The sequence below is a fragment of the Mycoplana sp. BE70 genome, assembly GCF_031455855.1.
Lineage (GTDB): Bacteria > Pseudomonadota > Alphaproteobacteria > Rhizobiales > Rhizobiaceae > Mycoplana.
The window spans coordinates 1-22,108 of the sequence record NZ_JAVDTM010000021.1; the positions used below are offsets into that span (position 1 = coordinate 1).

Consider the following 22,108-nt stretch of genomic DNA (forward strand, 5'->3'; position numbering starts at 1 on the left):
GGTAGAATTGATCCGTGAGGAAATACGTTCCACGGAAACCTGCGACCGCATCGACCCAGGTGGCGCTGTCTTCGCGGCTTACGCCATCGAGGACGCCGCCGGAGAAAGATACCCGGGTGCTCGCGTACCAGAGGCGCACCCCGGCAGTCACGTCCAGATGGCTTCGGCCATTGGTCAGCAGGCTGTAGCCGCCTCCCACCAGGCCCGAAAACGTCTCGGACGTCACACCGATCTTGTTCGTCAAAACCCCGGCGGGGCTGTGGTCACCTGCAGACAGCTTCGTGTAGATAACGTCGCTGAAAATGCTGAAGCGGTCATACCTACCCTCTGCCACGCCCATAAAGGCGAAATCCAGATCCTTGAGTATATCGCCGAAATCGGACGTCACGCTCGCCGGCGGAAGGCCAAACTGCCCGACAGTGCCGTCGATGCCGGCAGCCCAGAAATACGGGCTGGCATTGAACTGCCAGCCGGACGCGGTCTCGCTGTCGGCTTCGGGTTGGAATGGCAGGAACTGCTTATCCGCAGCCTTCGCCGAAGGCGAAAGCGTCAAAGCCGATGCGAATACAATTGAGCATACTGAAAAAAACTTCATTTTCTCCTCATTAACGGCCGACGCCCGCCGGCGAAAGAATGTTCACCGACGAAACAGGAGACGCGTGTACGACCTGCTGATTGCGCCACTTCGCTTGCCGTCCGCATCGAAGTACCTGTCTTCGCGGCATAGCCGCTCTTTGACGTCGCAGAAGATGCCATTGGCAAACGTGAACTCCGTCCGGTCGAAATCACCGTGTGAAAACAGCTTGATTGCAGCCTTCTTGCCAAGGTGCTTTTGCGTCAACCGGCGCGAAACGCCCCTATTGTCGGCGCACATATAGCGGTCACAGAGCACGCCTTTCTCCGGTGAGCGTAGCCCGTCCGCCGAAGCGGGTGTCGCAAACGCTGCAGCCAGCAGTCCCACGAGAGGCAGGAGGCTTTTTCTTGCTTGCATGGGGGACCACCGTATTGCGGTTGCTTGTGGAATACTCAAAATTGTACAGAAGCCTATTGTCTTATCGCGCCGACAGAGCGGCTTCCTCCGCAGCGCAGCTTGATGCCTCAGCCGCCCCGGCAGTCTTCAATTCGTCGCGTGCCGCCGCGACATCCGAGAGGAACTCTGCATTGTTATGCAGTTTTGCGACCGTCGCCGCACCCATGATGCGTCCCGCGTCGACGTCGCTCTGCCAATGTGCATCGCAAATTACGCGGCTCTGGCCGAATTCTATGCCGCGTTTCATCAGGGCATCGGCGCGTTTCGGGCTGATTTCGCTCAACACCAACGCCCAGGCCCAGCCAGCCGCCGTATGGCCCGAGGGATACGAGCCGTCGGTTCGCAGCAGCGGCTCCTGATCGGGATAGCAGGTGCCTTCATTGTGGACCACGAAGGGACGCGTGCGATTGTAGGTATTCTTCACCCCATACGTCGACAGGCCAGCATCGGTCAGGACCTTCTGCATCAAGCGGTACAGATGAGGGGTCTTTTCCTCATTGATATCGACGCCCATCGCGCAAGAAAAGGCTTTCGCCGGCTGCGGAAATTGCAGATCAGCGTCTGCACGCGCCAGATCCCAGCGCGGCGTACCACGCAGCGGTATGGTTGCGGCTCTGAACTCTTCGTCACGCGCAAGCGCCGCACTATCGTCCGCCGGCGGCGGGCCGAGCAGCACAAGGCTGTCCGGCAAGTCCCTTTTCGCGAGGTAACCCGGCGCCAACTGGAAATGAGGATCGGTAATTTCCGGCTGGGATGCACTTTCCGCACCAGCCGAGCCTATGCCACAGCCGGCAAATAAGATCGCCGACACCAGAGCAGATTTATGGATATTTTTTAGCATATGAGACTTGCCTAATGATTTATTCAAATTAGCGAAAGCATATCTTCGAATACCTTCACGACAGGTAAGGATTATTTTCGAAAATAAGCTGCCGAAATCACAAGGTTAACATAGTGCAAAATCAAATAAGCGATTGCTAATTGTCAACCGAAATGATTCAATAGTTTCTTTTCTCATTTCGCCACATTGCTTTGCCAAACTTGAAAACTTCGTACATAGATTTTCCTCGAAGCACTGTGTCAAACCGGACAATTGAGGGGAAAAATGGTACGTATGTCTCGGGATGCAGCAGAGCGCATCATATGCGGCGACGGCTGGCTGGCTCACATGTCCGAAGCCTTCAGAGCGCGGTTGCTACAGAATGCGTTGCTTCTCAAGTTTGATGCTGGCCAGATCATGTTTCGGCCAGGCGATCCGCCTGGAGGCATCTACGGGCTGGTCTCGGGAACGGTGACCGTGGACACGGCGCCTCTCGATTCGATGCCGCGCCTGATCCATATCGCTTTGCCCGGCGGATGGACGGGCGAAGACAGTTTCATGACCGGCGAGCCAAGGCGAATCGAACTATGTGCCCGAAGCGAAACCTGGGTGATGCACGTACCACTGGATGTGATGGAGCAGATGGCAGCAGCCGATCCGAAGGTCATACGGGCTTTCGGGGTCATGTCCACCCTCTCGTCGGACGTCCTCCTGCGTGTCGTGCACGATCTGCAAAGAAAGAGCGCGAGCTCCAGAGTGGCGTCGGTCCTGCATCGCATGTCGTGGAAATCAGGTGCGTCAGTCTCCGTTTCACAGGAGAATCTCGGAATCATGGCGAACGCGTCGCGCAAGCAGGTTAACAGTGCGATCAAGCGCTTTGCGCAAGCCGGCTGGGTCGATATCGGTTATCGAACCATAACGATCACGAACGCTCTGGCGTTGCGACGATGCGCTGAAGAGGAACTCGTCGACTGACTTCTGCGGTGGTCGACGCTCAATGAGCTGATTGTAGTGGGGTCCACCCCTTCCAAGGAAGTCGAGCATGATGTCCGCCATTGAAGGAAGAGAGCCGATCCTGTCAGTCTTGGGGCCTAAACCCAGACCTTGGCGGCAAGGACTCTGATGTCCGCTTTTCGTGTTGGTATCCCAGCAGCGGACGGTCGGCCATCGGCCCCTACGCTGCCGAGCTGCAATGCGCCCGCATGTCGCCGTTTAGGCCCGCCTTTGTCGCCGCCCGGAAGCAGATATCGCAGGTGGCAATGCTGGAGGTCGTGGTCGCGCCCCATGTCAGCGTTCCCCGACCCTTGACTTTGACATCGAGTAGGACTGAGATCCATTTCGTACCGGTATAAAGCAAGTGTTGCCCGGTACGAAATTCAAGCAGACCGGTCATCCCATTTTTGCATCCGCCAAGCCGGTCGCAACCGGGAGACGCCTTCATGCAGAAGATTCCGCGTCGAGAATTCATCACAAAGGGCAGTGCGGCCCTTACGGGTCTTGCGGCCTTCTTTGCCACCCGACACGCCTATGCTTTTCCAAGCCGACCCGGCGAGGAAGTCGTCAAATGGCTCGATCAACTGCCGCCGAACCCAGTTCCGGAGGTTATCAAGAACCAGCTCGTCTGGGAGGACCTCGACTCCTGGGTAACGCCCAACGACAAGTTCTTTTCAATTGCGCATTTCAACCGGCCAGTCATTGACGCAAGCACGTGGAAGCTCGAAATCGGCGGCTTGGTCAAAAAGCCGACTACGCTGACGCTCGCCGATATCAAGTCTCGGCCGCGCCAGGAGGTTACGTTCACGGTCGAATGTTCGGGTAATACCGGCCTCCCGTTTTTCAACGGGGGCATCGGCAATGCGCGCTGGTCGGGCACGCCGCTCGCCCCGATCCTGGAAGAGGCCGAAGTCCTCGACAGCGGCATCGAGGTCGTCTTCTGGGGCGCCGACGAAGGCGAGATCAAAAGAGCCGACGACGTTAAGTTCAAGCAGAATTTCGCGCGCAGCATGTCGCTCGCCGAAGCCATGGATCCAAAAAATATCCTTTGCTACGAGATGAACGGAACTCCCCTGCCGCCCGATAACGGGTTCCCGCTCCGGCTGATAGCGCCGGGCTGGTACGGGATCGCGAATGCGAAATGGCTCAAGCGCATCGACGTGCGCGGCCAGCGCTTCGAGAACCAATTCATGGGACGCGACTATGTTACGCTTCGCGAGGAAGATCACAACGGCGAGACCATGTGGGTGGAAACCTCTGTCGGTCGGGCGCGGCTCAAATCTGCACCGGCCCGGGTGACGCGCACCGGCAACGATTACCGGATCGTCGGGGCCGCATGGGGCGCGCCGATCGACCGGGTCGAGGTGAAGATCGACGATGGACCGTGGATCCCTGCGACCATCGATGAAGCCGACAAGGCGGAGTTTGCCTGGAAGATGTGGTCTATCGACTGGCCCAAGCCTGCCGCCGGGGAGCACACCGTCACCTCACGCGCGATCGATACGAGCGGTAACGCCCAGCCGGCGATGAGCGATCCGTGGATCGCCAAGAAACACACCTACTGGGAAAGCAACGGACAGGTGACTCGCCGCATTCAGATTCCTTGACGGCCCAGCGGCCCGTAGCGGATCGGGTGGGTGGTGGGTATGGGGCGGGCGGCGTGTCCGCGCCCTGCGCCGCCCAATCCATCTGACGACCCAGGAGGTAGGATTTGTTCTCATGTCTTATCGGGGGGGCTGTCTACAGGTCCGTCCAGTCCGCCTTGAGCCGGCAGACCGAGATCGTACCGGTGTCGCGTGCGGCCGCTTTCGCCATTCGGGCGCCGAAAGCTGTCGGACTGATAACGGCCCCGAGACTGACGGGCCGGTTCCAGCTTGAGCAGCCTGTCAGCAACGCGCCGATGTCAGTCGCGGAAGCAATTTTTAGACCTTCCTAAGAGCGGACGTTGTCCATGCGCAGATAACTTCTCAACTCCTTGCTATCCCGCCTCAGCAGACGTCGCGAGTTTCTTTCGGAGAAAGTCTCGAATCATGGCATCTTAAGAAATTGCGTGGCTGAATCCCGAAGTGGACAAGCCCCCCTCCAGGAAGGCTCTCTGGTTCAAAAGGAATTACTATGTCCGGCGCGAGCGACTTCGACTTTCTTCACCGCAATTGGAATGTTCAGCATCGTAAGCTGTCAACCAGGCTCGAGGGGGCAGATGATTGGATTGAGTTCGGCGGCACGAGTTCTACCAGACCGATAATGTCGGGGCAGGGCAACATCGAGGATAATGTGATCAATGACCCTGGTGGCGCTTACCGCGCTGCGGCTTTGCGTGCCTTCGATGGTGCCAGCGGACTTTGGCGCATTTGGTGGCTCGATCTGCGCTCCCCCTCGACACTAGGCGTTCCTGTCGTAGGCAGGTTCGAGGGAGGCAAGGGTGAATTCATCGCCGACGACACCTGGATGGGGCGCCCGATAAAGGTTCGGTTTGTTTGGCTGAAGGATACCGGCATTGGCCCGCGATGGGAGCAATCATTCTCGCCCGACGACGGGCAAACCTGGGAACTAAACTGGTCTATGCAGTTCAGCTAAGCCAACCTGACGGGTCATATCCAAGCCGAAGTCAAAGCGCTATCGACCCGGATACTCCCGCTTCTGATCCGCATCGCCGCGATCGCAAAGGCGGTCCCACAAGGGGAAAGCTCCCAGTACAGTCCCGGTGCAACCGAGATTAAGGGAGATGACGATGTTCTATGCTGCGTTGGACGTGTCACTGCGCTCAGTGGCGATCTGCATTATTGACGGAGCCGGGAAAGTCAGACTTGAGCGGTCGGTGCCATCTGACGTGCCTGACCTTGTTCCCTGCCTGAACGAGTTCGGCGAACCGATTCATCAGGTCGGGCTTGAGGCTGGTACGCTCACTCAGCACTTAACCTACGGCTTGACGGAGGCTGGTTTCGATGTCGTGTGCATGGAGGCGCGCCAAGTCAATGCCGCTCTTTCGGCCATGCGGAAGAAGACTGACAAGAACGACGCCCGTGGCATAGCCCAACTGCTGCGATCGGGTTGGTACAGCCGGGTGCATGTGAAGAGTGTCCAAAGCCATTACATCCGTGCACTCCTCTCCAGCCGCAAGGTCATGCAACGGAAATGCATGATCTCGAAAACGAGATTCGCGGCCTCCTCAAAGTCTTCGGCGTCAAGCTGCCGATGCGCCTGCGAGGTGGCGCGTTCGAAACGGCTGTCCGCGGCACAATCGAAGGCGGTCCAGCGTTGAGCCACGCGTTACTCCCGCTGCTGGAAGCCAGGCAAATGCTCCTGGAAACCTTCCTTGAACTCGATCGACGAGTCCGAAGTGTCGCGAAGCAAGACGCCGTCACCGCACGGTTTATGAGTGTTCCTGGTGTTGGGTACGTGACGGCATTGAGCTTCAAGGCCGCGGTTGATGACCCCGCTCGCTTCAGAAGTTCGCGTACCGTCGGCGCTCACTTCGGATTGACGCCGCGAAGGTTCCAGTCTGGCGAGAAGGACAACCCCGGTCGCATCTCGCACGCCGGAGACGCCGACGTGCGGGCGACACTCTATGCCGCCGCCAATGCGATGCTCATGCGCTCGATTGCCTGGAATAGCTTGAAGGCCTGGGGCATGCGGTTGATGAAGACCAAGGGACACCGACGAGCCATCGTAGCCGTTGCCCGAAAGATTGCCGTCGTCCTGCATCGCATGTGGATCGACGGTACAGAGTTTCGGTTCGGATCGGAGGCTGCAGCATGATTTAACACTGCCCTCGAAACCGACCCCGGCCGGATCGTCCCATGCGGACGACGGGATGGATGAAGCCGCCTATGACTGCTGCGCTTCGAGCGCGCCCCAAAGCGAGGCTCTCCAGACCCTGATCCCATGCATGCGTGCAGCGGCTCCAAACGCAAAGGAGTCAGTAGACTGCGAAGAGAAGCGTGACCCGCGTGAACGATCAGGCCAACGACGATCAAAAGAGCTTGACCCAAATGCCCGATTAGAGAAGCAGCCATACACCAGGTGACGACTACTGGCTCCGGTCAGAGTCCTCAAACCTCGCGACATCCGGGCACGGCATTCAGACAAGAACCGGAGCCTTGGAGCGGCCAAATAGGGAGCGTAGCTGCAAGACAGCCCAGTTACATTACGGTGAAGCCGTTTGCTCCGCGTTCTCCCATTGCGAGGACGAAGTCGATCGTCTGGCCAACCGCAGAGATGTCTTCATCGGCTTCGTCGGGAAATGTCATGGAGAACCCATCCTCGATCAGCATTCTGATCTGAACGACTTCGAGCGAGTCAGCCCCGAGGTCGTCGACTATGGAAGCATCGTTGTCCAAACCGTCTTTCGGAAGGTCGAGTTGTTCTGCTATGATTTTCTTTACGCGGAACGCGACATCGGCTCTGCTTACATCGATAGGCATTGAAATATCCTCGGGGGTGGGCGTAGCATGGATCGCCGTGGCCCGGCGTCCTCAGTTCTATGCCCGCCTTTTGAACGACGGCAGGAGTATAGCTTTGATTGCTTTTGGATTGCGTTGGCCCTGAGAGAAGAGCCGGATAATGGCGCTCCCCAGCGACTGTGCGGTGGCGCTGTCGCGAGAGAAGCTGCAGGCATCAAGGCATTCATCGAAAACGCTCTGAAGCTCGTTCAGATCGTCGGGGTCGAACATCCGGTCGTATTTGCTGCTGCCTGGAAAATCAGGATAGCCGGCGGCGGCGTGGCTTAGGGTTTTGGTCACGTGACTCTCTCCCTCGTTGGGGCGAGAGCTGCCATCTCCCTGTCGTTCCTGCCGTACATGTGGAAGCGATAGGGAACAGTGCGCCTTATGTATCGAGGCGTCTATTAAATTCGACGTACTGTCCCCTCACGGCAGCAGCGATCCGTAGCAGTCTGACCGTGCCGGCAAGAAAATCACCTTCAACTCCCAGAGTTTCAGGCGCTAGAGGGTTGGCTGACCCGGACGAGATACCGCCGGCACTTGCGCTGACGGCTCGCCCCTGCGAGAAAACTCAGGAAGGGGTCAAAACGCGAGCACGATCAACACGACGAATACCAGCGATACGATCAGCGCGATCTGCGCGATTGCGTCATCGGTAATGAGGGAAGCGAAGAACGAAAAGGCGTTCAAGTATGTTAGCCGGAGTGTCTCGGAGAACATGTCGTTCTCCTTTCTGATCGGGGCCGGGGTTGCCAACCTCGAACAGCAGCGCCCTTTTAATAAGCTGCTGGAGTTTAGACAGTGGGCGCTTTCCCGCCCGAAGGCAAACAGTTAATTCCGGAACGACAACTTGTTTCGAACACAATGGCTGCTTATACACGCATCGGTATCGCTGATGAGCGCTGGAACGCTTCTGCCGCTCGCGAATGCCGCAATCGCAATCTGACTTTGACCACGGATGTACTGGCACTGGGTGGAATAGCGATTGGTAAGGAAGGTCGGTGCGTTTTCGCCCCGGCCTTTTTTTGTTGCGCGCGTGCCGTTGTTGGCGTCTTGCAGCGCTGCTAGACTTTGTTTAATCGATGCCGCGGGATACCCGTCGCCATCCTTCATGGAGATGCCTATGGCGGCCTTTACGATACGATATCGGTTCGCTGCGAGGCTGATCAGTCATGGACGGTCTATGACGTTTTCACAGGCGATCCGGCGAAACCTTCGAGCTGGAATTTGGTGGACCTAACGTTTGACGAGTCGACCACATACTGCGCCATCCTGAACGCCAAAGACCTGAACCGCAGGAATATGCTGGGCATCTAGGCGAAGGCGGTATCAGTTCATGTTGTCCTGTGGGGTTGCTGAATGATCCGCCAATCTTGCCGTCGCACCGCCATCGGTTTGTGGCCAGGGACCCACTAAGGCTTGTGGTTTGAGCGCGTCAAGGAGTTCGGGACGAAGTCCATCACCGTGCTCAGCGGCGAGGACACGAAGTGCCACCAAGGGGGAGACAGCGCTTCTTGACCTTGCTCCCTGGAGGTGTCGGAATGGAGCGGCAGAATTCATCTGAAATCTCTCACATAGAGCGTCCGGCGGCCACGCGCATACGCCTTTGTCGCAACTTCGAGAATCGTACCGCGTGCCGCATCGAATGCCACCAGACATTCGGAAGCTATGATCTCCGAAGAGCCTGACTTCACGAGTGCGGCAGCCTCGATGAAGAAAGGCACCTCGAACACGCCGTCGTAGCCCAGAAAGCGGACGGCGTTCTCGCGTCGTCGTAGCTGCGGCTGCGGTTCGGAAAGATCAGAGTCATGGACTGGGCCTCTCGCTTACGGATGCAGGCTGCGGACGTTGACGAAGCGATATGCTGGCTGCCAATGGACGTGACGGGAGATGGTCTTCCCAGGCGTGCGTTCTCCTAGTTCGTGGGCCAGCCCATCGCCAATTCGGCGTCGTTTCGAAGTGCACTCGCAATCTCCGCCGCGGACACCGGCAAAAACTGGCGTGTGCCCGCTTCCACTGATATTGCAGGGATTTCAAGGTGGGTCGCCACGCGCCTGTAGGCCGCCAAACTGAGCCCTTCGATAAGCTCTTCGTCAACGACGAGACGATAAGTCCCCGCTTGCAAAGGGGCCACAAGGTTGCTCAGCACAAACGGGTGCGCGAAAGTAATCTCACTGTTTGTCGTTCTCACAGTCATGGTATCTCGCCTTTTTCCTGCGACGATGTTGGCTCACCCAGTACCGACAGGTGGTGGTTTCCGGGTTCCGGACGGAATGTCCAAACCATCGCGATTGATAACAGCACTAGCAAAGCAGCCATCAGTGATCGGCTAGACATTGCCGGTCACCTTTCATGGACAGAATAATTTCTGACGGCAGCCGAGAGCGCACACGGGTATGACCGGCACCGCCTTCGTTCTCCCAAGACTGTTCGTCTGCTTCTACGGATCGGGCATGCACCCTGAAGACCCGACCGAGTTCTGTCAGGGGCAACCCTTGAATGGCATAGCGTGCAAATGGTGACTTGTAGGGAGGCTTGTTCACACTCGCCTTCCCGAAGTTGTACTCCAATTGCGCCGAGAGAGCATCCGGAGACGTCTCACCCGCGAGGAACAGCTTCATCACAAGGAGCGCGGCCGCGTTGAATTGTCTCTGATCATCCATCAGGAAATCGGCGTCATAACCCGCATTATCCAAGATAGATTGGATCATTTCCATTTCGGTAGGGGAGATGACGGTGTAGCTGGGATCGGAAGACATTTCGTCCTCCTCTCGTTGGGGCCAGGGTAACTAGCCCTCAAACGGTAGTGCCCGTGACATTGCTACCGACAGTTCAACGATGCGCTTTAACAACACCTAAAGCAAGCGAGTGCAGGTTTCATTCGGGCCTGCTGTGGCAGCCCAACACCTGGGGCTGTGTCCAAGATCACTCCTCCATGCTGTCGCATGGCTAATGGGCCTGCCGCTTGCGTTTTGGCAAAGTCCGATATCGACGCTGTCGAGCCAAGATGCTCAGACACGAACCGGAGCCTTGCAGCGGCCAAGTCGGGGGTCCCGGCGAGGAAGTCACCTTCAACTCCCAGAGTTTCGCGCGCTAGGGGGGGCTGGTCCAACTGAGATACCGCCGGCATTTGCGCCGACGGCTCGCCCCTGGCTCAGGAATTGGGTCAAAACGCGAGCACGACCCACACGACGAATACCAGCGACCCAATCAGCGCGGTCTGCGCGATTGCCTCATTGGTGACAAGGGAAGCGAAGAACGAAAAGGCGTTCAAGTATGTAAGGCGGAGTGTTTCGGAGAACATTTCGTTCTCCTTTCTGGTCGGGGCCGGGGTTGCCAACCTCGAACAGCAGCGCCCTTATAATAAGCTGCTGGAGTTTAGACGGTGGGCGCTTTCCCGCCCGAAGGCAAACAGTTAATTCCGGAACGACAACTTGTATTGAACACAATGACTGCTTATACGGATGCCATCAGTATCGTTGATGAGCGCTGGAACGCTTCTGCCGCTCGCGAATGCTGCAATCGCAATCTGACTTTGACCACGGATGTACTGGCACTGGAAGAATAGCGATTGGTGAAGAAGGTCGGTGCGTTTTCGCCCCGGCCTTTTTGTTGCGCGTATGCCGTTGTTGGTGTCGTGCAGCGCTGCTAGACTTCATTTGATCGATGCCGAGGGATACCCGTCGCCATCCTTCATGGAGATGGCGGCTATGACGGCCTCTACGATACGATATGCGGTTCGCTGCGAGGCCGATCAGTCATGGACGGTCTATGACGTTTTCACAGGCGATCCGGCGAGACCTACGAGCTGGAATTTGGTGGCCCTAACATTTGACGAGTCGGCCACGTACTGCGCCATCCTCAACGCCAAAGATCTGAACCGCAGGAATAAGCTCGGCATCTAGGTGACGGCCAGGATCACCAGGTCATGTTGTCCAGCACTACGTAGATCATAAAGAGGGTCAGGATGGACAACCACCACGTGATGTTGAGAGCGTTTTTCATCCCCCAACATGCGCGTGTATCGGTGGTAAGTCGAGTGAATTTGGTGGCGCGACGTTTTTGAGCGTTGGTCCGCCGGTTGGCTAGCCGGGAGTATCGATTGTGTCCCTGTGACATCTAGCCGGGCAGGTGGAGTCGTCGCAAAGACGATGATACCAATTTCGAGCGACCGCGGTCTCGGTGTCATGCCACCTGCACCTACCAAAGCTGCCCATTGGGCGATCCGCTTCTTCCTAGACCGGGAGGGGCGCATGAGAAACCGCGCGCTGTTTGATCTCGCGATCGACGGTAAGCTCCGTAAGCGGTGTCTTGCCCCCACCTTGTGGATCAATGCGTGATTGACGTTGTTGGCCTCGAACCGAGGGCTTGGACATATGTCGATTTCATAGCTTACGCTTACATCCAGCGATGAAGAGCCGGTGCGCCGGTTCGAGGTTTTCACCGGCAGCGGCCGACGGCGCGCGTGGAGCGACGCGCGCAAGGCTGAGATCGTTGCCGAGAGTTATGAGCCTGGCGTGACGGTCTGCGCCGTGGCGCGACGGCATGGATTGACCCCGCAGCAATTGTTTACCTGGCGTCGGTTCGCCGGCAAGCCGCTCGACGCTGTGCCGGTCGCAGATGACGTTCCGATGTTTGCGCCAGCGGTCCCTCTGTCGGCCCTGCATCGACCAGCCGATCACACGGCGGGAATACAGGTCGATCACCATGGCCAGATAGGCGAAGCATTCGCAGGTTCGGATGTAGGTGGTGTCCTTGACCCAGGCTTCACGTCATTCCTGGAGGACGGCCGGATTGCCTGACGAACAACGCAGCCGAGCGGGCGCTGCGAGGCTTTGCCAAGGGCCACACTAAGTGCGCTTTATGAAGTACAGGCGGCTCGATTGTAAGAAGGCTGTGAAATTGCAACCAAATATTGAGGCTCATTGACCGCCCAGAAACTAAAAGTTGACACTCCGATCGGGACAGCCTATATACCGCATGTCGATATTTGCTTGTTTAGCTTTGGTTATCGCGCATCTGGCAACGCGCCCTGAACGAACCTTTCTTTCAAAAATCGCTATCATATTCCGCAGCGCTGTAAGCGTTGTGGTACTCCTATGCTATGAAAGGATTCATCATGACCACCGGCACAGTTAAATGGTTCAATTCCACCAAGGGCTTCGGCTTTATCCAGCCTGACGATGGCGGCGCTGACACGTTCGTCCACATCTCTGCTGTCGAGCGCGCCGGAATGCGCGACCTCGTAGAAGGCCAGAAGATCGGCTACGACCTCGAGCGCGACAAAAAGTCGGGCAAGATGTCGGCTTGCAACCTGCAGGCCGCCTAAATCATACCGGTATCGGCTCTCCGTTGACCACGGATGTACTGGCACTGTCGAGAGCATGGTACCAGCGAGGTCAGGCAGCTTGCCTGGCCTTTTTTTGTTGCCGCGGAACCTGCGGCGTCCAATCCGGAAAAAACCATGTCACAGCACAGCAAATCTCGGCAGCAGGCGGAGGTTGCCTTCGCCAATGCTCAATCGCAATTTTTTGGTCGCAGCAGCGCCGCTGAAGAACTTGATTCCCTAGCTCAGGCTCGCGAGGAAAAGACCCTGCGGCTTCGCGAAGCCCGCCTTGCGAAAGAGTCAAAGGACCATGAGGCAGCGGCGGCCTCTCTACTCGCTAAACGGGCCAAGAGGACCTGAATTGTTGCGACAATTGGCGAGACAAGCGGAACGGATGACTGTAGCTGCTGCCAGGGAAGCGCGGCGCGTGGAACGCAAACGGGGTGAAGCGTAGCGAAGCTGACCGCCGAGCGACCGAGGCTGCGGAGCAGCACACAGCCGCCGATGCTGCAGCGCGAGCGGAAACCGAAGCGCGCGAGACAGCGGAAAGAAATCGCATAGCACTCGTGCTCGAAGACGAGGCTGTTCGAAAGGCGGAGCGCGATCGGCGTTATGCGAACCGTAAGGCCAGACGAGCCTAGCGCCCCGCTTTCGGGCACGGGTGGCGAACTCATGGGCGCTTGCGGCAACGGGCTATCGGGGGCGTTTTTTTGCGACGACGTTGCCGATGCGCTCTTGTTTCAGTCCGAACCAAAAGCGCGGCGTATTCCGCCGCCAAAGTCCCATCATACCGAAAGGAACCTTTCATGGCAGAGCAAACCGGTGAGCTCCAAGCGATCAACACAGCATGGCAGATTGCGATTCAGGAAATACTGCGAATGGTGATCCGCGACATGTATCGCGGGGCGGGAGAACCCGCCTTTTTGGCCAACATCAAACGCATCGAAGAGGCCGCGGTGGACAGCATTTACAGCGATCTGCGTCTGCGCGGGACAGATGAATGGACGGAAGTGCTTGTCAAAGATAAGGCGAGTAATTTCGTTACCGCACTGCTGACATCCTTCACCTATGATCGCACTTGAATACGATTCTTGCGAAGAAGTCTTACCTGTTGTCCATCCCATTCCGTCTTGCCCAGCGCAAACGGATACCGTCATTGAAGAGTATGGGCTCGAACCGCAGTTGCCTTACGGCAAGCGCGCCAAGGTCGAAGCCGTCATCCCAAAGTCGGCCGCGCGTCGAACGCCCTGTCCCTGACCGCATCATCCCTTTATGGGTTGCTTGCTAATGAACGAAGTTGCGTTCAATGTGATTTCTTCAGTAGCCAATTATCAGGGCGCTGCTGCTTTAGGGTCCCCACACCCCAGCCCTCAATTGCGAAAGGAGGACACGATGTCCTCCAATGTTCATCACGTCGATTTTCGGACGAGCGACATCCGTATTATGCGAGAAATGCTCGTGAAGGCAGGATACGTCACAGCCAGGCTGGTGCCTTTGACAGGCCCCCTCCAGCATGCGTCAAAGTCCGTGCTTCGCCGCTTCATGACCGGAACCATGCAGGACTCGAATAAATGATCGGCGCGGTGGACGCTTTTCCGTATGCGCATCGCCCCGACCAGGACGGTACGTGGACTGTCTTCGACACTCGTTCCGGCGTCACCGCGGCACGGGGCTTTCTTCCGGTGATGGGACTTTCAGAGACAGATGCCGAAGGGGTGGCCGCGATCCTCAACCGGAACACCGTCGGCCCGGCATCCCGTTTGCACCGGTACGCGATACAGGCTCTTCCTGGAAAGCGCTAAACCGCCCATCCAGCTTCTTTGCCTCGCACGGCCGGCTGGCCTGGGTCGCGGCGCATCCATGTATTCGCTGAACGTCTCGGCAAAGATGAAAGACATCGACCCAGCCGAAATCATAGTCTCCGCGGCCATAGTCACAAAATCAAAAAGAGCAACTTGCGCGGCACCTCGACAAAAGCGCAAGAACAGCGACCACCGACCCCTTGGTCCGCGAAACGGCTCATCCTGACCCTGCGGCAAGCGGATCGCCCAAATCTCACGCTGTTTCAGCGGCTTCTTTACGCCGACCGTTCGGCCAGCGTTCCAGGTCGGACGCCCTGGTGCGGTAGGATCGTATTGTGCAATACCCATTTCAGTTCTCCTTCGGCCACCATTGGCCGTTGGCAGAACGCATGTGAGCAGAGAGAGGGGCGCTAGCTACCTGTTCGCCGTCGACTGTTACCAGAGGGACGCGGACAGACGATCATCGCACCTAATCGTCCGCGATTGGCCCTAGCCGGACGAACCAGAATGCGGCACAACGTCCGCGATGTCGCAACGACGCCAGGGATGCGCAATGCTTCGACTGACGAGCAATTGATGCGAGCAGCAGGCGTCGAGATTCCTGTCAGAAAATTCCCGTGTTATAATTCGCCAATGGCGTCGTCCGCCGTGGGGTTCCGCGCACCGAGGCTTGTCTAATGAGCGAAGTGGACGCGCTTTTTGCCACCCTGAGACACGCGGCTGACCCGCAAACGGTCGAGCGCATCGAGAACGTCGTCATGCGTGGCTCGGATCGTGACCTCAACCGTATCAATGCGCTCGCCTTCGCCGGGGCGCATCATCTCGATGAAGAGAATACGATCGCAGCGCTTCTGCATGCGGCTCGCCTGGGCGCGTTCGAGATGACCTGGAATGTCCTTTGCCCAGGATGCGGCGGCGTCCTTGACACCGGTGCAACCCTGAAAACAGTCGACCAGGAGACGTATCATTGCGCCCTCTGCGCTGCCGGATACGAGCCAACCCTTGACGAGATGGTCGAGGTAACGTTCACGATCAGTCCGAGGGTTCGCAGGATCGCTGCCCACGATCCCGATCGGCTACCTCCACTTGAATACTACCGCCAAATCTTCTTCAGTTCCGGAGTGGATTTGCCAGAGGACTTCGAAGCGAGGTTCGCGCGCATCCTTTTGGAGATCATCGAGCTGGATCCGGGCGAGAAGGCGTTCATCTCAGTGCAACTGCCAGCGCAGTTCGTCATCATCTTCGATGCGGTAACACACTCGGCGCAGTTCATCGACGTGAAGGGTGAGACCACGAGCGAACGGCAAAACGTCTCAATGGTCATCAGTCGGGCGCATGCGATGAACGAAACGCTGACCCTTCGTCCCGGCCCGCTGCGGATCACCCTCGAGAACCACACCGATCGCAGAGTGGTACCGAACGTCTGCGTTGCAGGAGACGACCTGCACGACCTGCTGGGCCGCCGTCGACCTTTCCTGACGGCCAAGCGTCTACTGACGAACCAGACCTTCCGCGATATCTATCGGACCGATACCCTTGACGTCGATCAACGCCTGAAGATCACCAGCCTGACATTTCTTTTCACGGACCTAAGGGGCTCGACCGCACTCTACGAGCGTGTCGGAGATCTTGCGGCTTTCGATCTGGTGCGGGCGCATTTCAGGGTTCTTCACGAGATCGTAGCCACTGAGACCGGAGCAATTGTCAAGACGATTGGCGACGCCGTGATGGCGACCTTCCCGAGCCCCGACCGCGCGGTGGCGGCCGCGCTGCGGATGCGGGAGGCGATGCTTCAATTGAACGCCGAACAAGGCAGCGACGACCTTCTTTTGAAGATCGGCATACATGAGGGACCATGCCTCGCAGTCAACCTGAACGACCGGCAGGACTACTTTGGCCAGACGGTCAATATCGCCTCCCGTGTTCAGGGTCTTGCTGATCCCAATGTTATCCTGACGACGGAGGCGATTGTCGGGGATGCCCAAGTCTCGCAGCTCCTACGAGACAGCGGTATCACATCGGCCTCCCGGATGGAGGAACTTCACGGCATTCAGCGGGAAGTAAGAATCTTCGCCCTGTCGTGAGCTTCGTCAGCTCTCCGATGTCATACGAAGTCTTCCTGACGGCCCGAAGTAGATAAAGTCCGGGCCGTTTCAGCCCGTAAGTCTTACTCCGCAGCGGCTCTCGAGACGTCCGTGGCGGCCACTGCTCGATTAGGGGCAGGTGGCCGCCGACGTGAGGCAGATGGTCCGTCGATTTCGCTTTGAAGCCAATGCCAGCTATTGTGGCGGGCTTACAGCGCCTTGGAGGCAAAATCATGTTCATCAAGACGATCGAACCCGACGAGGCAACGGGCGAAATCGCGGCGCTTTACCATGCCGAGGAAGAATCGATGGGCCGCGTGATGCAGGCGACGCAATGCTGGTCCGCCCGCCCCGATGTCATCGTTCCAATCGAAAGCCTGCTGCATCTGATACGAGACGGCTTTTCCCTCGGTCTGCTGAATTTTCGACTGATCACCTTCATTGCCGCCCAGCATGTGCCATCCAGTTACTGCTCTCACGTCTACTTCCGCAGCCTTTCCGGGCTGCTCGGCAGGGAGCAGGCGCTGGCGGTTCGAAGGGACTACCGCAACGCCGGTCTAACCGATCAACAGGTCGAGATGCTCGCCTATGCCGAACAGATCAGCCGCAACGCTTCGCAGATAGCCGAAGCCCGGATTCAGCGGCTGCGGGCTGTCGGCCTCACCGATGTCAATATCGCCGACATTGCCTTGGCCGCTTCCTTCCGCAGTTTCATGAGCCGCTATTTCGATGCCGTGGGTGCCACGGTCGAGCCGGAGTTTCTCGATGACGATCCCGCGGTCAGAGAAGAAATGGCGGTGGGGCGAAAGTAGCGCGCCGACAAAAAACCTGACCGCTATTGGCGCACTCCGAACGACTAACCGGCGGGTTGTTATGCTGGTCCGGCACCGGCAAGGATTTGGATCGATTGTCCAGCCTTGCTGGAAACGGGAAACCGACCTGGGCTGAACCCGAATATTTCTATCGCATTGTCGGACCGACAGAAGCTGGTTCGTCCTCGGGGCACTCTTGGTGTTCTATCCAAAGGAGGATCACAATGCCCAACACGATACGACTTCACCGCGTCCTTGTGGCCAGTCCTGAGAAAGTCTATCGCGCCTTCCTGGAGCCGGATGCACTGGCCAAATGGCTTCCCCCAAACGGGTTTGCGTGCACAGTGCACCATCTGGAACCAACCGTCGGCGGAACCCACAAGATGTCCTTCCGGAATTTCACGACCGGAATAAGTCATTCTTTCGGTGGCAACTATCTCGAACTCGTGCCAGGCGAGAAGCTCCGTTACACGGACAAATTCGACAACCCCAATTTGCCTGGTGAGATGGAGGTCACCGTGACGTTGACGAAAGTCTCGGTCGGCACCGAACTCGATGTCGTCCAGACCGGAGTGCCGGACGTTATTCCCCCGGAGGCATGCTATCTCGGCTGGCAGGAGTCGCTTCGCAATCTGGCACGGCTCGTCGAGCCCGAAATCAACGAATAGCCTCGGGACCTGCGCAGAGCTGGATGGGCCGCTCGGTCGGCAAGGCACCGTAACTGCCGATCCACCCATTTTTGCTGTAGGACCTTTGAGGCGAGTTGCCTTTATAGCCACTCGTCTCATGTTGGCCCAAAGCGGACGTGTGGCGAGCCTCACATGAGGCGCGAGCTGCGCCGCCCCGAGGCGCGCACGAGCCCGCTTCTTATGTGCGAGAAGCGAGATCGTCGGCGGTCTTGAAAGCGCTAGGACTTATTTCCGGTTTCGACTTCTCGCAATGATCGGCGAAACGACTTGGTGGCGCGATCGTCATCGGGTCGTTGCGGAAGACGTCCGACGGCAATCTCGACAGGGTACTTCATGATGATTTCGCGATGCGGGAATGGAACCGAAATGCCAGCCGCCTTGAACGCGTCCCACAAGGCCACGAGTACTTCGCCGCGAATGTTTGTCAGTCCGTTGCTGGGATCGGAAATCCAGAACCTCAGTTTGAAATCAAGCGATGAATCGCCGAAGGCCGTCATCCAACAAACCGGATGCTTGTAAGTGCTGGCTATCCGCGGAATGGTCTTGGCGGCCTCGATCGCGATGCGCACGACTTCGTGCGGATCGCTGTCATACGAAGTTCCGAAGCTCACCTCGATGCGGACATAGTCACTGGAGAATGACCAGTTCACGACCTGCTGGGAGATGAAATCCTCGTTTGGAATGAGGAACTCCTTGCCATCTCTCGTGATGACGGAGACGAAACGGGAGCGCAGGTCTCGGATCGAGCCGAACGTCTCCCCCAGTGTGATCGTGTCGCCCGGTTTGATGGACTTATCGAGAAGGATGATGATCCCGGATATGAAGTTGGAAACGACCTTCTGCAGGCCAAAGCCGACGCCGACGCCGACTGCGCCTGAAAAGACGGTGAGCGCCGTCAGGTCGACGCCTGTTGCCGATAAAGCAATTGTGCCTGCAAATATGACCAATCCAATCTTGACCAGTTTGCTGATGAGGACCTTCAAGGATGGTGTGAGATCGGCTGACTTCTGTATCCAGTTCGACGACATGTTACCGACCAGAACTGCCAGCCAGACTAGCGCGACCGAAAGGATGACGGCCTTCAAGACAAGCAGCATCGATAGGCGAACGGCACCGAGGTTGACGGCCATGCCGTCGAGGGCCGCCAGAAGCGCTCGATCCAGTCCTAGCGCATAAAGTGCAAAATAGAGCCAGCCCACGACTGCAACGACACGCGCCAGCGTCTGGTTTCTGATGATGCGCGTAAGTACCGAGATGACAAACCACGCCGCCACGAGGGTGAGGGCCGTCGCCACCAGCCACTGGTTCGAAGGCCATCCAAGCCGCAACAAGACCACGTCCACAACCCATAGCCACAAAATCAAAAAGAGCCACCGCAGTCGCCGCATGAAAGCGATGATGACACGAAGCAGGTCGGGATTTCCCTTGATGGTGCGGGCGCGCGATTCCAACACCGGCTCTATGCGCCTTGCCAGAAAGCCAGACAGCAGATAACCGACGACAATCAGGGCGGACTGATAGAGAGTCCACTCATTAAGAAGGAAAGCCTGCAGCCAATTTCCGGCGGCATTGAACGTCTTTACGAACTCCATTGTCGCTCTTTCATGGTTCTTCAGGATAACCATTGAGAGCGGGCTTTTGTTCAAGCCCCCTTTGTCGAGAGAGAGAAGGGGGACGGTCTCCAGCCAATTGAACGGATGTGGGCCTTCTTAGAGGCATTACAGGCGGTAGCCGCGCTCGAAAATGACAAGGCTTTCAGTCGTGAATGCCTTCTCCACGCAGGCTCGATGCTCCTCAAAGCCGCAGTCCGCCGACTAGCACCGTTGATCGTGCGCGCGTGCCAATGTTCGGGTCGAGCCGCGCCGCCCAATATGCTGACGATACCGCCGCGAGAGCGGCAGCGATACCTTCACCTTCAGGTCTATAAGGGAGAGCACCACTTCTGCGACCGCTCGAGATCCGATCCACATCGCCCGTGCTGTGTCGTCCTTTAGTTCGTCGATCGATGGTCATATGTCTGGAGGAGCCAGCTTGGGCGACCTGCCCGGATGGCCGGTTCGCGCCAAACCTAGCCATGAGGCCAGTTGGACGGCGTGGTGAAATAGACCAGATTCCTCAGATGGAATGAGGAGAAAGACCATGCCGAAAGCCAGCCTTGCCGACTTCTCTCGAGAGATCGCCGGCCTTGTCGCCGCCACCGCTCCGGGGATCGCCGCCGTCCATGCCAGCCGCCATCATTCTTCGAGCGCCGTCCATTGGCGTGAAGGATTGTTCGTTGCCGCGAGCGAGGTGATCGAGATCGAGGAGGACATCACTCTGACCTTGCCGTCCGGCAACTCCGCGGCGGCTGAATTCGTCGGGCGCGACCCAACGACTGGGATCGCGGTGCTGAAATCGGATGTGCCTGATGGTGCGCCGGCTCTGAAACCTGCCGGGCGGACGGAGGCAGGGGATATTGTCGTCGCTGTCGGCCGGGGGGAAGCCTCGACGCTGGCTGGCTTCGGGATTGTCAGCGAGGCCGGACCCGCTTGGCGCAGCATGCGTGGCGGCCTGATCGACCGGCGCATCCGCCTTTCCGCGAACATCGACCCGCGCGCCGAGGGCGGTGCGGCGATCGATGCAGAGGGCGGCTTCATCGGTGTCGTCCTGTTCGGCCCCCGCCGGCGTGCTCTTGTCATTCCGGCCGAAACGGTCGACCGGGTTGCGGCAACGCTCGCCGAAAAGGGCCATGTGCCGCGCGGATATCTCGGAGCAGGGTTGCACGCGGTGCGTCAGGAGAAGGCGCGCGGTGCAATGGTGATGAGCCTCGAGGCCGGCGGTCCGGCGGAGCAGGCCGGGCTGGTGCTCGGCGACATCATCACATCCTGGAATGGCGAGGCGGTGGAAGGCGTGCGGGACCTGATCCGTCAGATCGGTCCCGATAGTGTCGGCAAAACGGTGGCACTCGGAATATTGCGCGGTGGTGAGGCGCGAAACCTCGACGTCGTCGTCGGCGCACGGCCGCGCTCCTGAGCGACAGTGAGGATGGATGGCTGAGCGTCCGCTGACAGTGATGATAGCCTTGGCCGATCCGGAGCATGCGGAGGAATTGGAACATGCTCTGGCGGAGCGCGGTCATGTGGCCGTCGCGACGTCTTTCGATCTCGGGCAGCCGGAGGAATTCGATGTGGTCGTGACCGATGGCGAGCCTCTCGACGCGGCGACGCCGCATATCGTGCTTGGTGCAGCAGCCTCCGGAGGCAACATCTATGCTGTGCTGCCGCATTCCGCGTATGCTGCGCTCATCGCGGCCGCGACGACGGTCGTCGCGGCCGGATACCGCCTGTCAGCCGTTGATGCTGGAGATGCAAACGAGACCGCTGATACGGACGAGGCAGTGCTGCTAAGAGACGCGCATCACAACCTGTCACTCAGCCCGCGCGAATTGGAAACGCTTGCGCTGCTTGCTGACGGGGCCTCGAACAAGGTGATCGCCCGCCAGCTCAAAATCTCGGTGCATACCGCGAAATTCCACGTCGCCGCAGTGCTCGCCAAGCTTCATGCGCAGAACCGCGCTGACGCTGTGGCCATCGCGCTGAAGCAAGGGCTGCTTTACGTATAACGCTCAGCCAATAAGTGTGAAAAACCGCGCCGCAGCACCAGTTGCCTTCGGGTCATAGGGTAGCGTCGCCCACCAGCGACGGCTGATGAGTCTCATACCGAAGCTCAAACAGGCCCGCCTTATCAGCAGTGAAGGTTACGGTAGTGATATGGCCGCGCTTGACAGTGTGCGTAAATCCTCTCCTGCGGCGGTCGCACTATGGCCGCTCTTGGCGCTTTCCGGACACGATCACTCCCAAGCAGACCGTCGGCTTCCAGGAGCTCGACCCGATACTCTGAATGGCCGAAACTTCGGCGCAAAGCGGACTTGCAACTGCAATCGTGAACCCCGTTTTGGTCTCCTCCTGAGGGGGTTATTAGCGGTCGATAGCAACTTGCAACTGCTGCGAGGGAACATCGGCCTCGGTTCAGCCTGACTTGCCCCCATTGCAATTATTTTCGGCTTCGCATCTCTCGTGGAAGCCCTAAATTCTGACGAGCCACACGTTCTCCGGATTCTGCAGACCGCTT

At 58.1% G+C, this 22,108-nt stretch carries 26 protein-coding genes and 6 pseudogenes; 19 read left to right on the top strand and 13 right to left on the bottom strand.

Annotated features, from left to right (window positions below):
• From J2Y48_RS24640 to J2Y48_RS24650, 3 genes are all read right to left on the bottom strand, one after another.
• Nucleotides 1-595, bottom strand: a 595-nt coding sequence (locus tag J2Y48_RS24640) for a hypothetical protein (RefSeq protein ID WP_310424081.1), incomplete at its 3' end; no start/stop codon positions are given.
• A gap of 42 nt (nt 596-637) precedes the next feature.
• Nucleotides 638-991 carry a YcgJ family protein gene (locus tag J2Y48_RS24645; RefSeq protein WP_310424084.1) on the bottom strand — a complete coding sequence of 118 codons (354 nt, stop codon included), beginning with the start codon at nt 989-991 and terminating at the stop codon, nt 638-640.
• Between the two features lie 61 nt (nt 992-1,052).
• Nucleotides 1,053-1,871 carry a phosphatase PAP2 family protein gene (locus J2Y48_RS24650; protein ID WP_310424087.1) on the bottom strand — a complete coding sequence of 273 codons (819 nt, stop codon included), beginning with the start codon at nt 1,869-1,871 and terminating at the stop codon, nt 1,053-1,055.
• A 327-nt stretch (nt 1,872-2,198) separates the two neighbouring features.
• Here J2Y48_RS24650 and J2Y48_RS24655 point away from each other — a divergent pair, with 327 nt between their 5' ends.
• The 5 genes and pseudogenes from J2Y48_RS24655 (at nt 2,199) to J2Y48_RS25505 (ending at nt 6,602) form a co-directional block, all read left to right on the top strand.
• Nucleotides 2,199-2,825, top strand: coding sequence for a Crp/Fnr family transcriptional regulator (locus tag J2Y48_RS24655; RefSeq protein WP_310424090.1), 627 nt, complete (start codon nt 2,199-2,201; stop codon nt 2,823-2,825).
• A 464-nt stretch (nt 2,826-3,289) separates the two neighbouring features.
• The gene (locus J2Y48_RS24660) at nt 3,290-4,450 is read left to right on the top strand and encodes a sulfite oxidase (protein ID WP_310424092.1); all 1,161 of its coding nucleotides are present in this window, start codon (nt 3,290-3,292) and stop codon (nt 4,448-4,450) included.
• A gap of 508 nt (nt 4,451-4,958) precedes the next feature.
• Complete coding sequence (locus J2Y48_RS24665; protein WP_310424094.1) at nt 4,959-5,420, top strand: DUF1579 domain-containing protein; 462 nt, start codon at nt 4,959-4,961, stop codon at nt 5,418-5,420.
• 154 nt (nt 5,421-5,574) lie between these two features.
• Nucleotides 5,575-5,940: pseudogene (locus J2Y48_RS25500) on the top strand (transposase); the annotation flags it as partial.
• Nucleotides 5,941-5,978: 38 nt separating this feature from the next.
• Entirely contained in the window at nt 5,979-6,602 is a 624-nt protein-coding gene (locus tag J2Y48_RS25505; protein WP_405030315.1) for an IS110 family transposase, read from the top strand.
• Between the two features lie 383 nt (nt 6,603-6,985).
• Here the strand turns inward: J2Y48_RS25505 and J2Y48_RS24675 are convergent, their stop codons facing one another.
• The 8 genes from J2Y48_RS24675 to J2Y48_RS24710 form a co-directional block, all read right to left on the bottom strand.
• Nucleotides 6,986-7,267, bottom strand: a complete 282-nt coding sequence (locus J2Y48_RS24675) for an acyl carrier protein (RefSeq protein WP_310424097.1) — start codon at nt 7,265-7,267, stop codon at nt 6,986-6,988.
• Nucleotides 7,268-7,324: 57 nt separating this feature from the next.
• Nucleotides 7,325-7,585, bottom strand: coding sequence for a hypothetical protein (locus tag J2Y48_RS24680; protein WP_310424099.1), 261 nt, complete (start codon nt 7,583-7,585; stop codon nt 7,325-7,327).
• 282 nt (nt 7,586-7,867) lie between these two features.
• Nucleotides 7,868-8,005 (bottom strand): hypothetical protein, encoded by a 138-nt coding sequence (locus J2Y48_RS24685; protein ID WP_310424103.1) that lies wholly within the window; start codon nt 8,003-8,005, stop codon nt 7,868-7,870.
• A 111-nt stretch (nt 8,006-8,116) separates the two neighbouring features.
• Complete coding sequence (locus tag J2Y48_RS24690) at nt 8,117-8,398, bottom strand: hypothetical protein (protein WP_310424106.1); 282 nt, start codon at nt 8,396-8,398, stop codon at nt 8,117-8,119.
• 443 nt (nt 8,399-8,841) lie between these two features.
• Nucleotides 8,842-9,018: a DUF1488 family protein gene (locus tag J2Y48_RS24695; RefSeq protein ID WP_405030316.1), complete on the bottom strand. Its 177-nt coding sequence runs from the start codon at nt 9,016-9,018 to the stop codon at nt 8,842-8,844.
• Between the two features lie 182 nt (nt 9,019-9,200).
• Nucleotides 9,201-9,482 (bottom strand): hypothetical protein, encoded by a 282-nt coding sequence (locus J2Y48_RS24700; protein ID WP_310424108.1) that lies wholly within the window; start codon nt 9,480-9,482, stop codon nt 9,201-9,203.
• A 121-nt stretch (nt 9,483-9,603) separates the two neighbouring features.
• Complete coding sequence (locus J2Y48_RS24705; protein WP_310424111.1) at nt 9,604-10,044, bottom strand: hypothetical protein; 441 nt, start codon at nt 10,042-10,044, stop codon at nt 9,604-9,606.
• A gap of 407 nt (nt 10,045-10,451) precedes the next feature.
• Nucleotides 10,452-10,589: a hypothetical protein gene (locus J2Y48_RS24710; protein ID WP_310424114.1), complete on the bottom strand. Its 138-nt coding sequence runs from the start codon at nt 10,587-10,589 to the stop codon at nt 10,452-10,454.
• 81 nt (nt 10,590-10,670) lie between these two features.
• On the opposite strand from J2Y48_RS24710, the gene J2Y48_RS24715 reads away from it, so the two are divergent.
• From J2Y48_RS24715 to J2Y48_RS25510, 3 genes and pseudogenes are all read left to right on the top strand, one after another.
• Entirely contained in the window at nt 10,671-10,853 is a 183-nt protein-coding gene (locus J2Y48_RS24715; RefSeq protein WP_310424118.1) for a hypothetical protein, read from the top strand.
• A 619-nt stretch (nt 10,854-11,472) separates the two neighbouring features.
• Nucleotides 11,473-11,586, top strand: a pseudogene (locus tag J2Y48_RS24720) (integrase); the annotation flags it as partial.
• Nucleotides 11,587-11,706: 120 nt separating this feature from the next.
• Nucleotides 11,707-11,823: pseudogene (locus J2Y48_RS25510) on the top strand (transposase); the annotation flags it as partial.
• Nucleotides 11,824-11,940: 117 nt separating this feature from the next.
• On the opposite strand, the pseudogene J2Y48_RS25515 reads toward J2Y48_RS25510, so the two are convergent.
• Nucleotides 11,941-12,054 (bottom strand): annotated as a pseudogene (locus J2Y48_RS25515) (DDE-type integrase/transposase/recombinase); the annotation flags it as partial.
• On the opposite strand from J2Y48_RS25515, the pseudogene J2Y48_RS24730 reads away from it, so the two are divergent.
• The 9 genes and pseudogenes from J2Y48_RS24730 to J2Y48_RS24765 all read left to right on the top strand — a co-directional run.
• Nucleotides 12,049-12,131 (top strand): annotated as a pseudogene (locus J2Y48_RS24730) (transposase); the annotation flags it as partial. The pseudogenes J2Y48_RS25515 and J2Y48_RS24730 sit on opposite strands and share 6 nt — an antisense overlap.
• Nucleotides 12,132-12,404: 273 nt before the next feature.
• Nucleotides 12,405-12,614 carry a cold-shock protein gene (locus J2Y48_RS24735; protein WP_310424121.1) on the top strand — a complete coding sequence of 70 codons (210 nt, stop codon included), beginning with the start codon at nt 12,405-12,407 and terminating at the stop codon, nt 12,612-12,614.
• Between the two features lie 135 nt (nt 12,615-12,749).
• Nucleotides 12,750-12,971 carry a hypothetical protein gene (locus J2Y48_RS24740; RefSeq protein ID WP_310424125.1) on the top strand — a complete coding sequence of 74 codons (222 nt, stop codon included), beginning with the start codon at nt 12,750-12,752 and terminating at the stop codon, nt 12,969-12,971.
• 10 nt (nt 12,972-12,981) lie between these two features.
• A pseudogene (locus J2Y48_RS25520) lies at nt 12,982-13,252 on the top strand (hypothetical protein); the annotation flags it as partial.
• Between the two features lie 165 nt (nt 13,253-13,417).
• Complete coding sequence (locus tag J2Y48_RS24745; protein ID WP_310424128.1) at nt 13,418-13,693, top strand: hypothetical protein; 276 nt, start codon at nt 13,418-13,420, stop codon at nt 13,691-13,693.
• A 489-nt stretch (nt 13,694-14,182) separates the two neighbouring features.
• Nucleotides 14,183-14,413: a hypothetical protein gene (locus J2Y48_RS24750; RefSeq protein ID WP_310424131.1), complete on the top strand. Its 231-nt coding sequence runs from the start codon at nt 14,183-14,185 to the stop codon at nt 14,411-14,413.
• Nucleotides 14,414-15,090: 677 nt separating this feature from the next.
• Nucleotides 15,091-16,497: an adenylate/guanylate cyclase domain-containing protein gene (locus J2Y48_RS24755; RefSeq protein ID WP_310424133.1), complete on the top strand. Its 1,407-nt coding sequence runs from the start codon at nt 15,091-15,093 to the stop codon at nt 16,495-16,497.
• 233 nt (nt 16,498-16,730) lie between these two features.
• Nucleotides 16,731-17,309 carry an alkylhydroperoxidase gene (locus tag J2Y48_RS24760; protein ID WP_310424136.1) on the top strand — a complete coding sequence of 193 codons (579 nt, stop codon included), beginning with the start codon at nt 16,731-16,733 and terminating at the stop codon, nt 17,307-17,309.
• A gap of 224 nt (nt 17,310-17,533) precedes the next feature.
• Nucleotides 17,534-17,977: an SRPBCC family protein gene (locus J2Y48_RS24765; RefSeq protein ID WP_310424139.1), complete on the top strand. Its 444-nt coding sequence runs from the start codon at nt 17,534-17,536 to the stop codon at nt 17,975-17,977.
• Between the two features lie 239 nt (nt 17,978-18,216).
• Here the strand turns inward: J2Y48_RS24765 and J2Y48_RS24770 are convergent, their stop codons facing one another.
• Nucleotides 18,217-19,590: a mechanosensitive ion channel domain-containing protein gene (locus J2Y48_RS24770; protein ID WP_310424190.1), complete on the bottom strand. Its 1,374-nt coding sequence runs from the start codon at nt 19,588-19,590 to the stop codon at nt 18,217-18,219.
• 547 nt (nt 19,591-20,137) lie between these two features.
• Between J2Y48_RS24770 and J2Y48_RS24775 the strand changes: the two genes are divergently transcribed.
• Both J2Y48_RS24775 and J2Y48_RS24780 read left to right on the top strand, forming a co-directional pair.
• Nucleotides 20,138-21,010, top strand: coding sequence for a S1C family serine protease (locus tag J2Y48_RS24775; protein WP_310424142.1), 873 nt, complete (start codon nt 20,138-20,140; stop codon nt 21,008-21,010).
• 16 nt (nt 21,011-21,026) lie between these two features.
• The gene (locus J2Y48_RS24780; protein ID WP_310424145.1) at nt 21,027-21,599 is read left to right on the top strand and encodes a helix-turn-helix transcriptional regulator; all 573 of its coding nucleotides are present in this window, start codon (nt 21,027-21,029) and stop codon (nt 21,597-21,599) included.
• Nucleotides 21,600-22,108 lie beyond the last annotated feature (509 nt).

Coding starts and splice junctions, on each gene's coding strand:
- J2Y48_RS24645 (WP_310424084.1), bottom strand. CDS start 991: ATGCAAGCAAGAAAAAGCCTCCTGCCTCTCGTGGGACTGCTGGCTGCA.
- J2Y48_RS24650 (WP_310424087.1), bottom strand. CDS start 1,871: ATGCTAAAAAATATCCATAAATCTGCTCTGGTGTCGGCGATCTTATTT.
- J2Y48_RS24655 (WP_310424090.1), top strand. CDS start 2,199: ATGTCCGAAGCCTTCAGAGCGCGGTTGCTACAGAATGCGTTGCTTCTC.
- J2Y48_RS24660 (WP_310424092.1), top strand. CDS start 3,290: ATGCAGAAGATTCCGCGTCGAGAATTCATCACAAAGGGCAGTGCGGCC.
- J2Y48_RS24665 (WP_310424094.1), top strand. CDS start 4,959: ATGTCCGGCGCGAGCGACTTCGACTTTCTTCACCGCAATTGGAATGTT.
- J2Y48_RS25505 (WP_405030315.1), top strand. CDS start 5,979: ATGCATGATCTCGAAAACGAGATTCGCGGCCTCCTCAAAGTCTTCGGC.
- J2Y48_RS24675 (WP_310424097.1), bottom strand. CDS start 7,267: ATGCCTATCGATGTAAGCAGAGCCGATGTCGCGTTCCGCGTAAAGAAA.
- J2Y48_RS24685 (WP_310424103.1), bottom strand. CDS start 8,005: ATGTTCTCCGAGACACTCCGGCTAACATACTTGAACGCCTTTTCGTTC.
- J2Y48_RS24690 (WP_310424106.1), bottom strand. CDS start 8,398: ATGAAGGATGGCGACGGGTATCCCGCGGCATCGATTAAACAAAGTCTA.
- J2Y48_RS24700 (WP_310424108.1), bottom strand. CDS start 9,482: ATGACTGTGAGAACGACAAACAGTGAGATTACTTTCGCGCACCCGTTT.
- J2Y48_RS24705 (WP_310424111.1), bottom strand. CDS start 10,044: ATGTCTTCCGATCCCAGCTACACCGTCATCTCCCCTACCGAAATGGAA.
- J2Y48_RS24710 (WP_310424114.1), bottom strand. CDS start 10,589: ATGTTCTCCGAAACACTCCGCCTTACATACTTGAACGCCTTTTCGTTC.
- J2Y48_RS24735 (WP_310424121.1), top strand. CDS start 12,405: ATGACCACCGGCACAGTTAAATGGTTCAATTCCACCAAGGGCTTCGGC.
- J2Y48_RS24740 (WP_310424125.1), top strand. CDS start 12,750: ATGTCACAGCACAGCAAATCTCGGCAGCAGGCGGAGGTTGCCTTCGCC.
- J2Y48_RS24745 (WP_310424128.1), top strand. CDS start 13,418: ATGGCAGAGCAAACCGGTGAGCTCCAAGCGATCAACACAGCATGGCAG.
- J2Y48_RS24750 (WP_310424131.1), top strand. CDS start 14,183: ATGATCGGCGCGGTGGACGCTTTTCCGTATGCGCATCGCCCCGACCAG.
- J2Y48_RS24755 (WP_310424133.1), top strand. CDS start 15,091: ATGAGCGAAGTGGACGCGCTTTTTGCCACCCTGAGACACGCGGCTGAC.
- J2Y48_RS24760 (WP_310424136.1), top strand. CDS start 16,731: ATGTTCATCAAGACGATCGAACCCGACGAGGCAACGGGCGAAATCGCG.
- J2Y48_RS24765 (WP_310424139.1), top strand. CDS start 17,534: ATGCCCAACACGATACGACTTCACCGCGTCCTTGTGGCCAGTCCTGAG.
- J2Y48_RS24770 (WP_310424190.1), bottom strand. CDS start 19,590: ATGGAGTTCGTAAAGACGTTCAATGCCGCCGGAAATTGGCTGCAGGCT.
- J2Y48_RS24775 (WP_310424142.1), top strand. CDS start 20,138: ATGCCGAAAGCCAGCCTTGCCGACTTCTCTCGAGAGATCGCCGGCCTT.
- J2Y48_RS24780 (WP_310424145.1), top strand. CDS start 21,027: ATGGCTGAGCGTCCGCTGACAGTGATGATAGCCTTGGCCGATCCGGAG.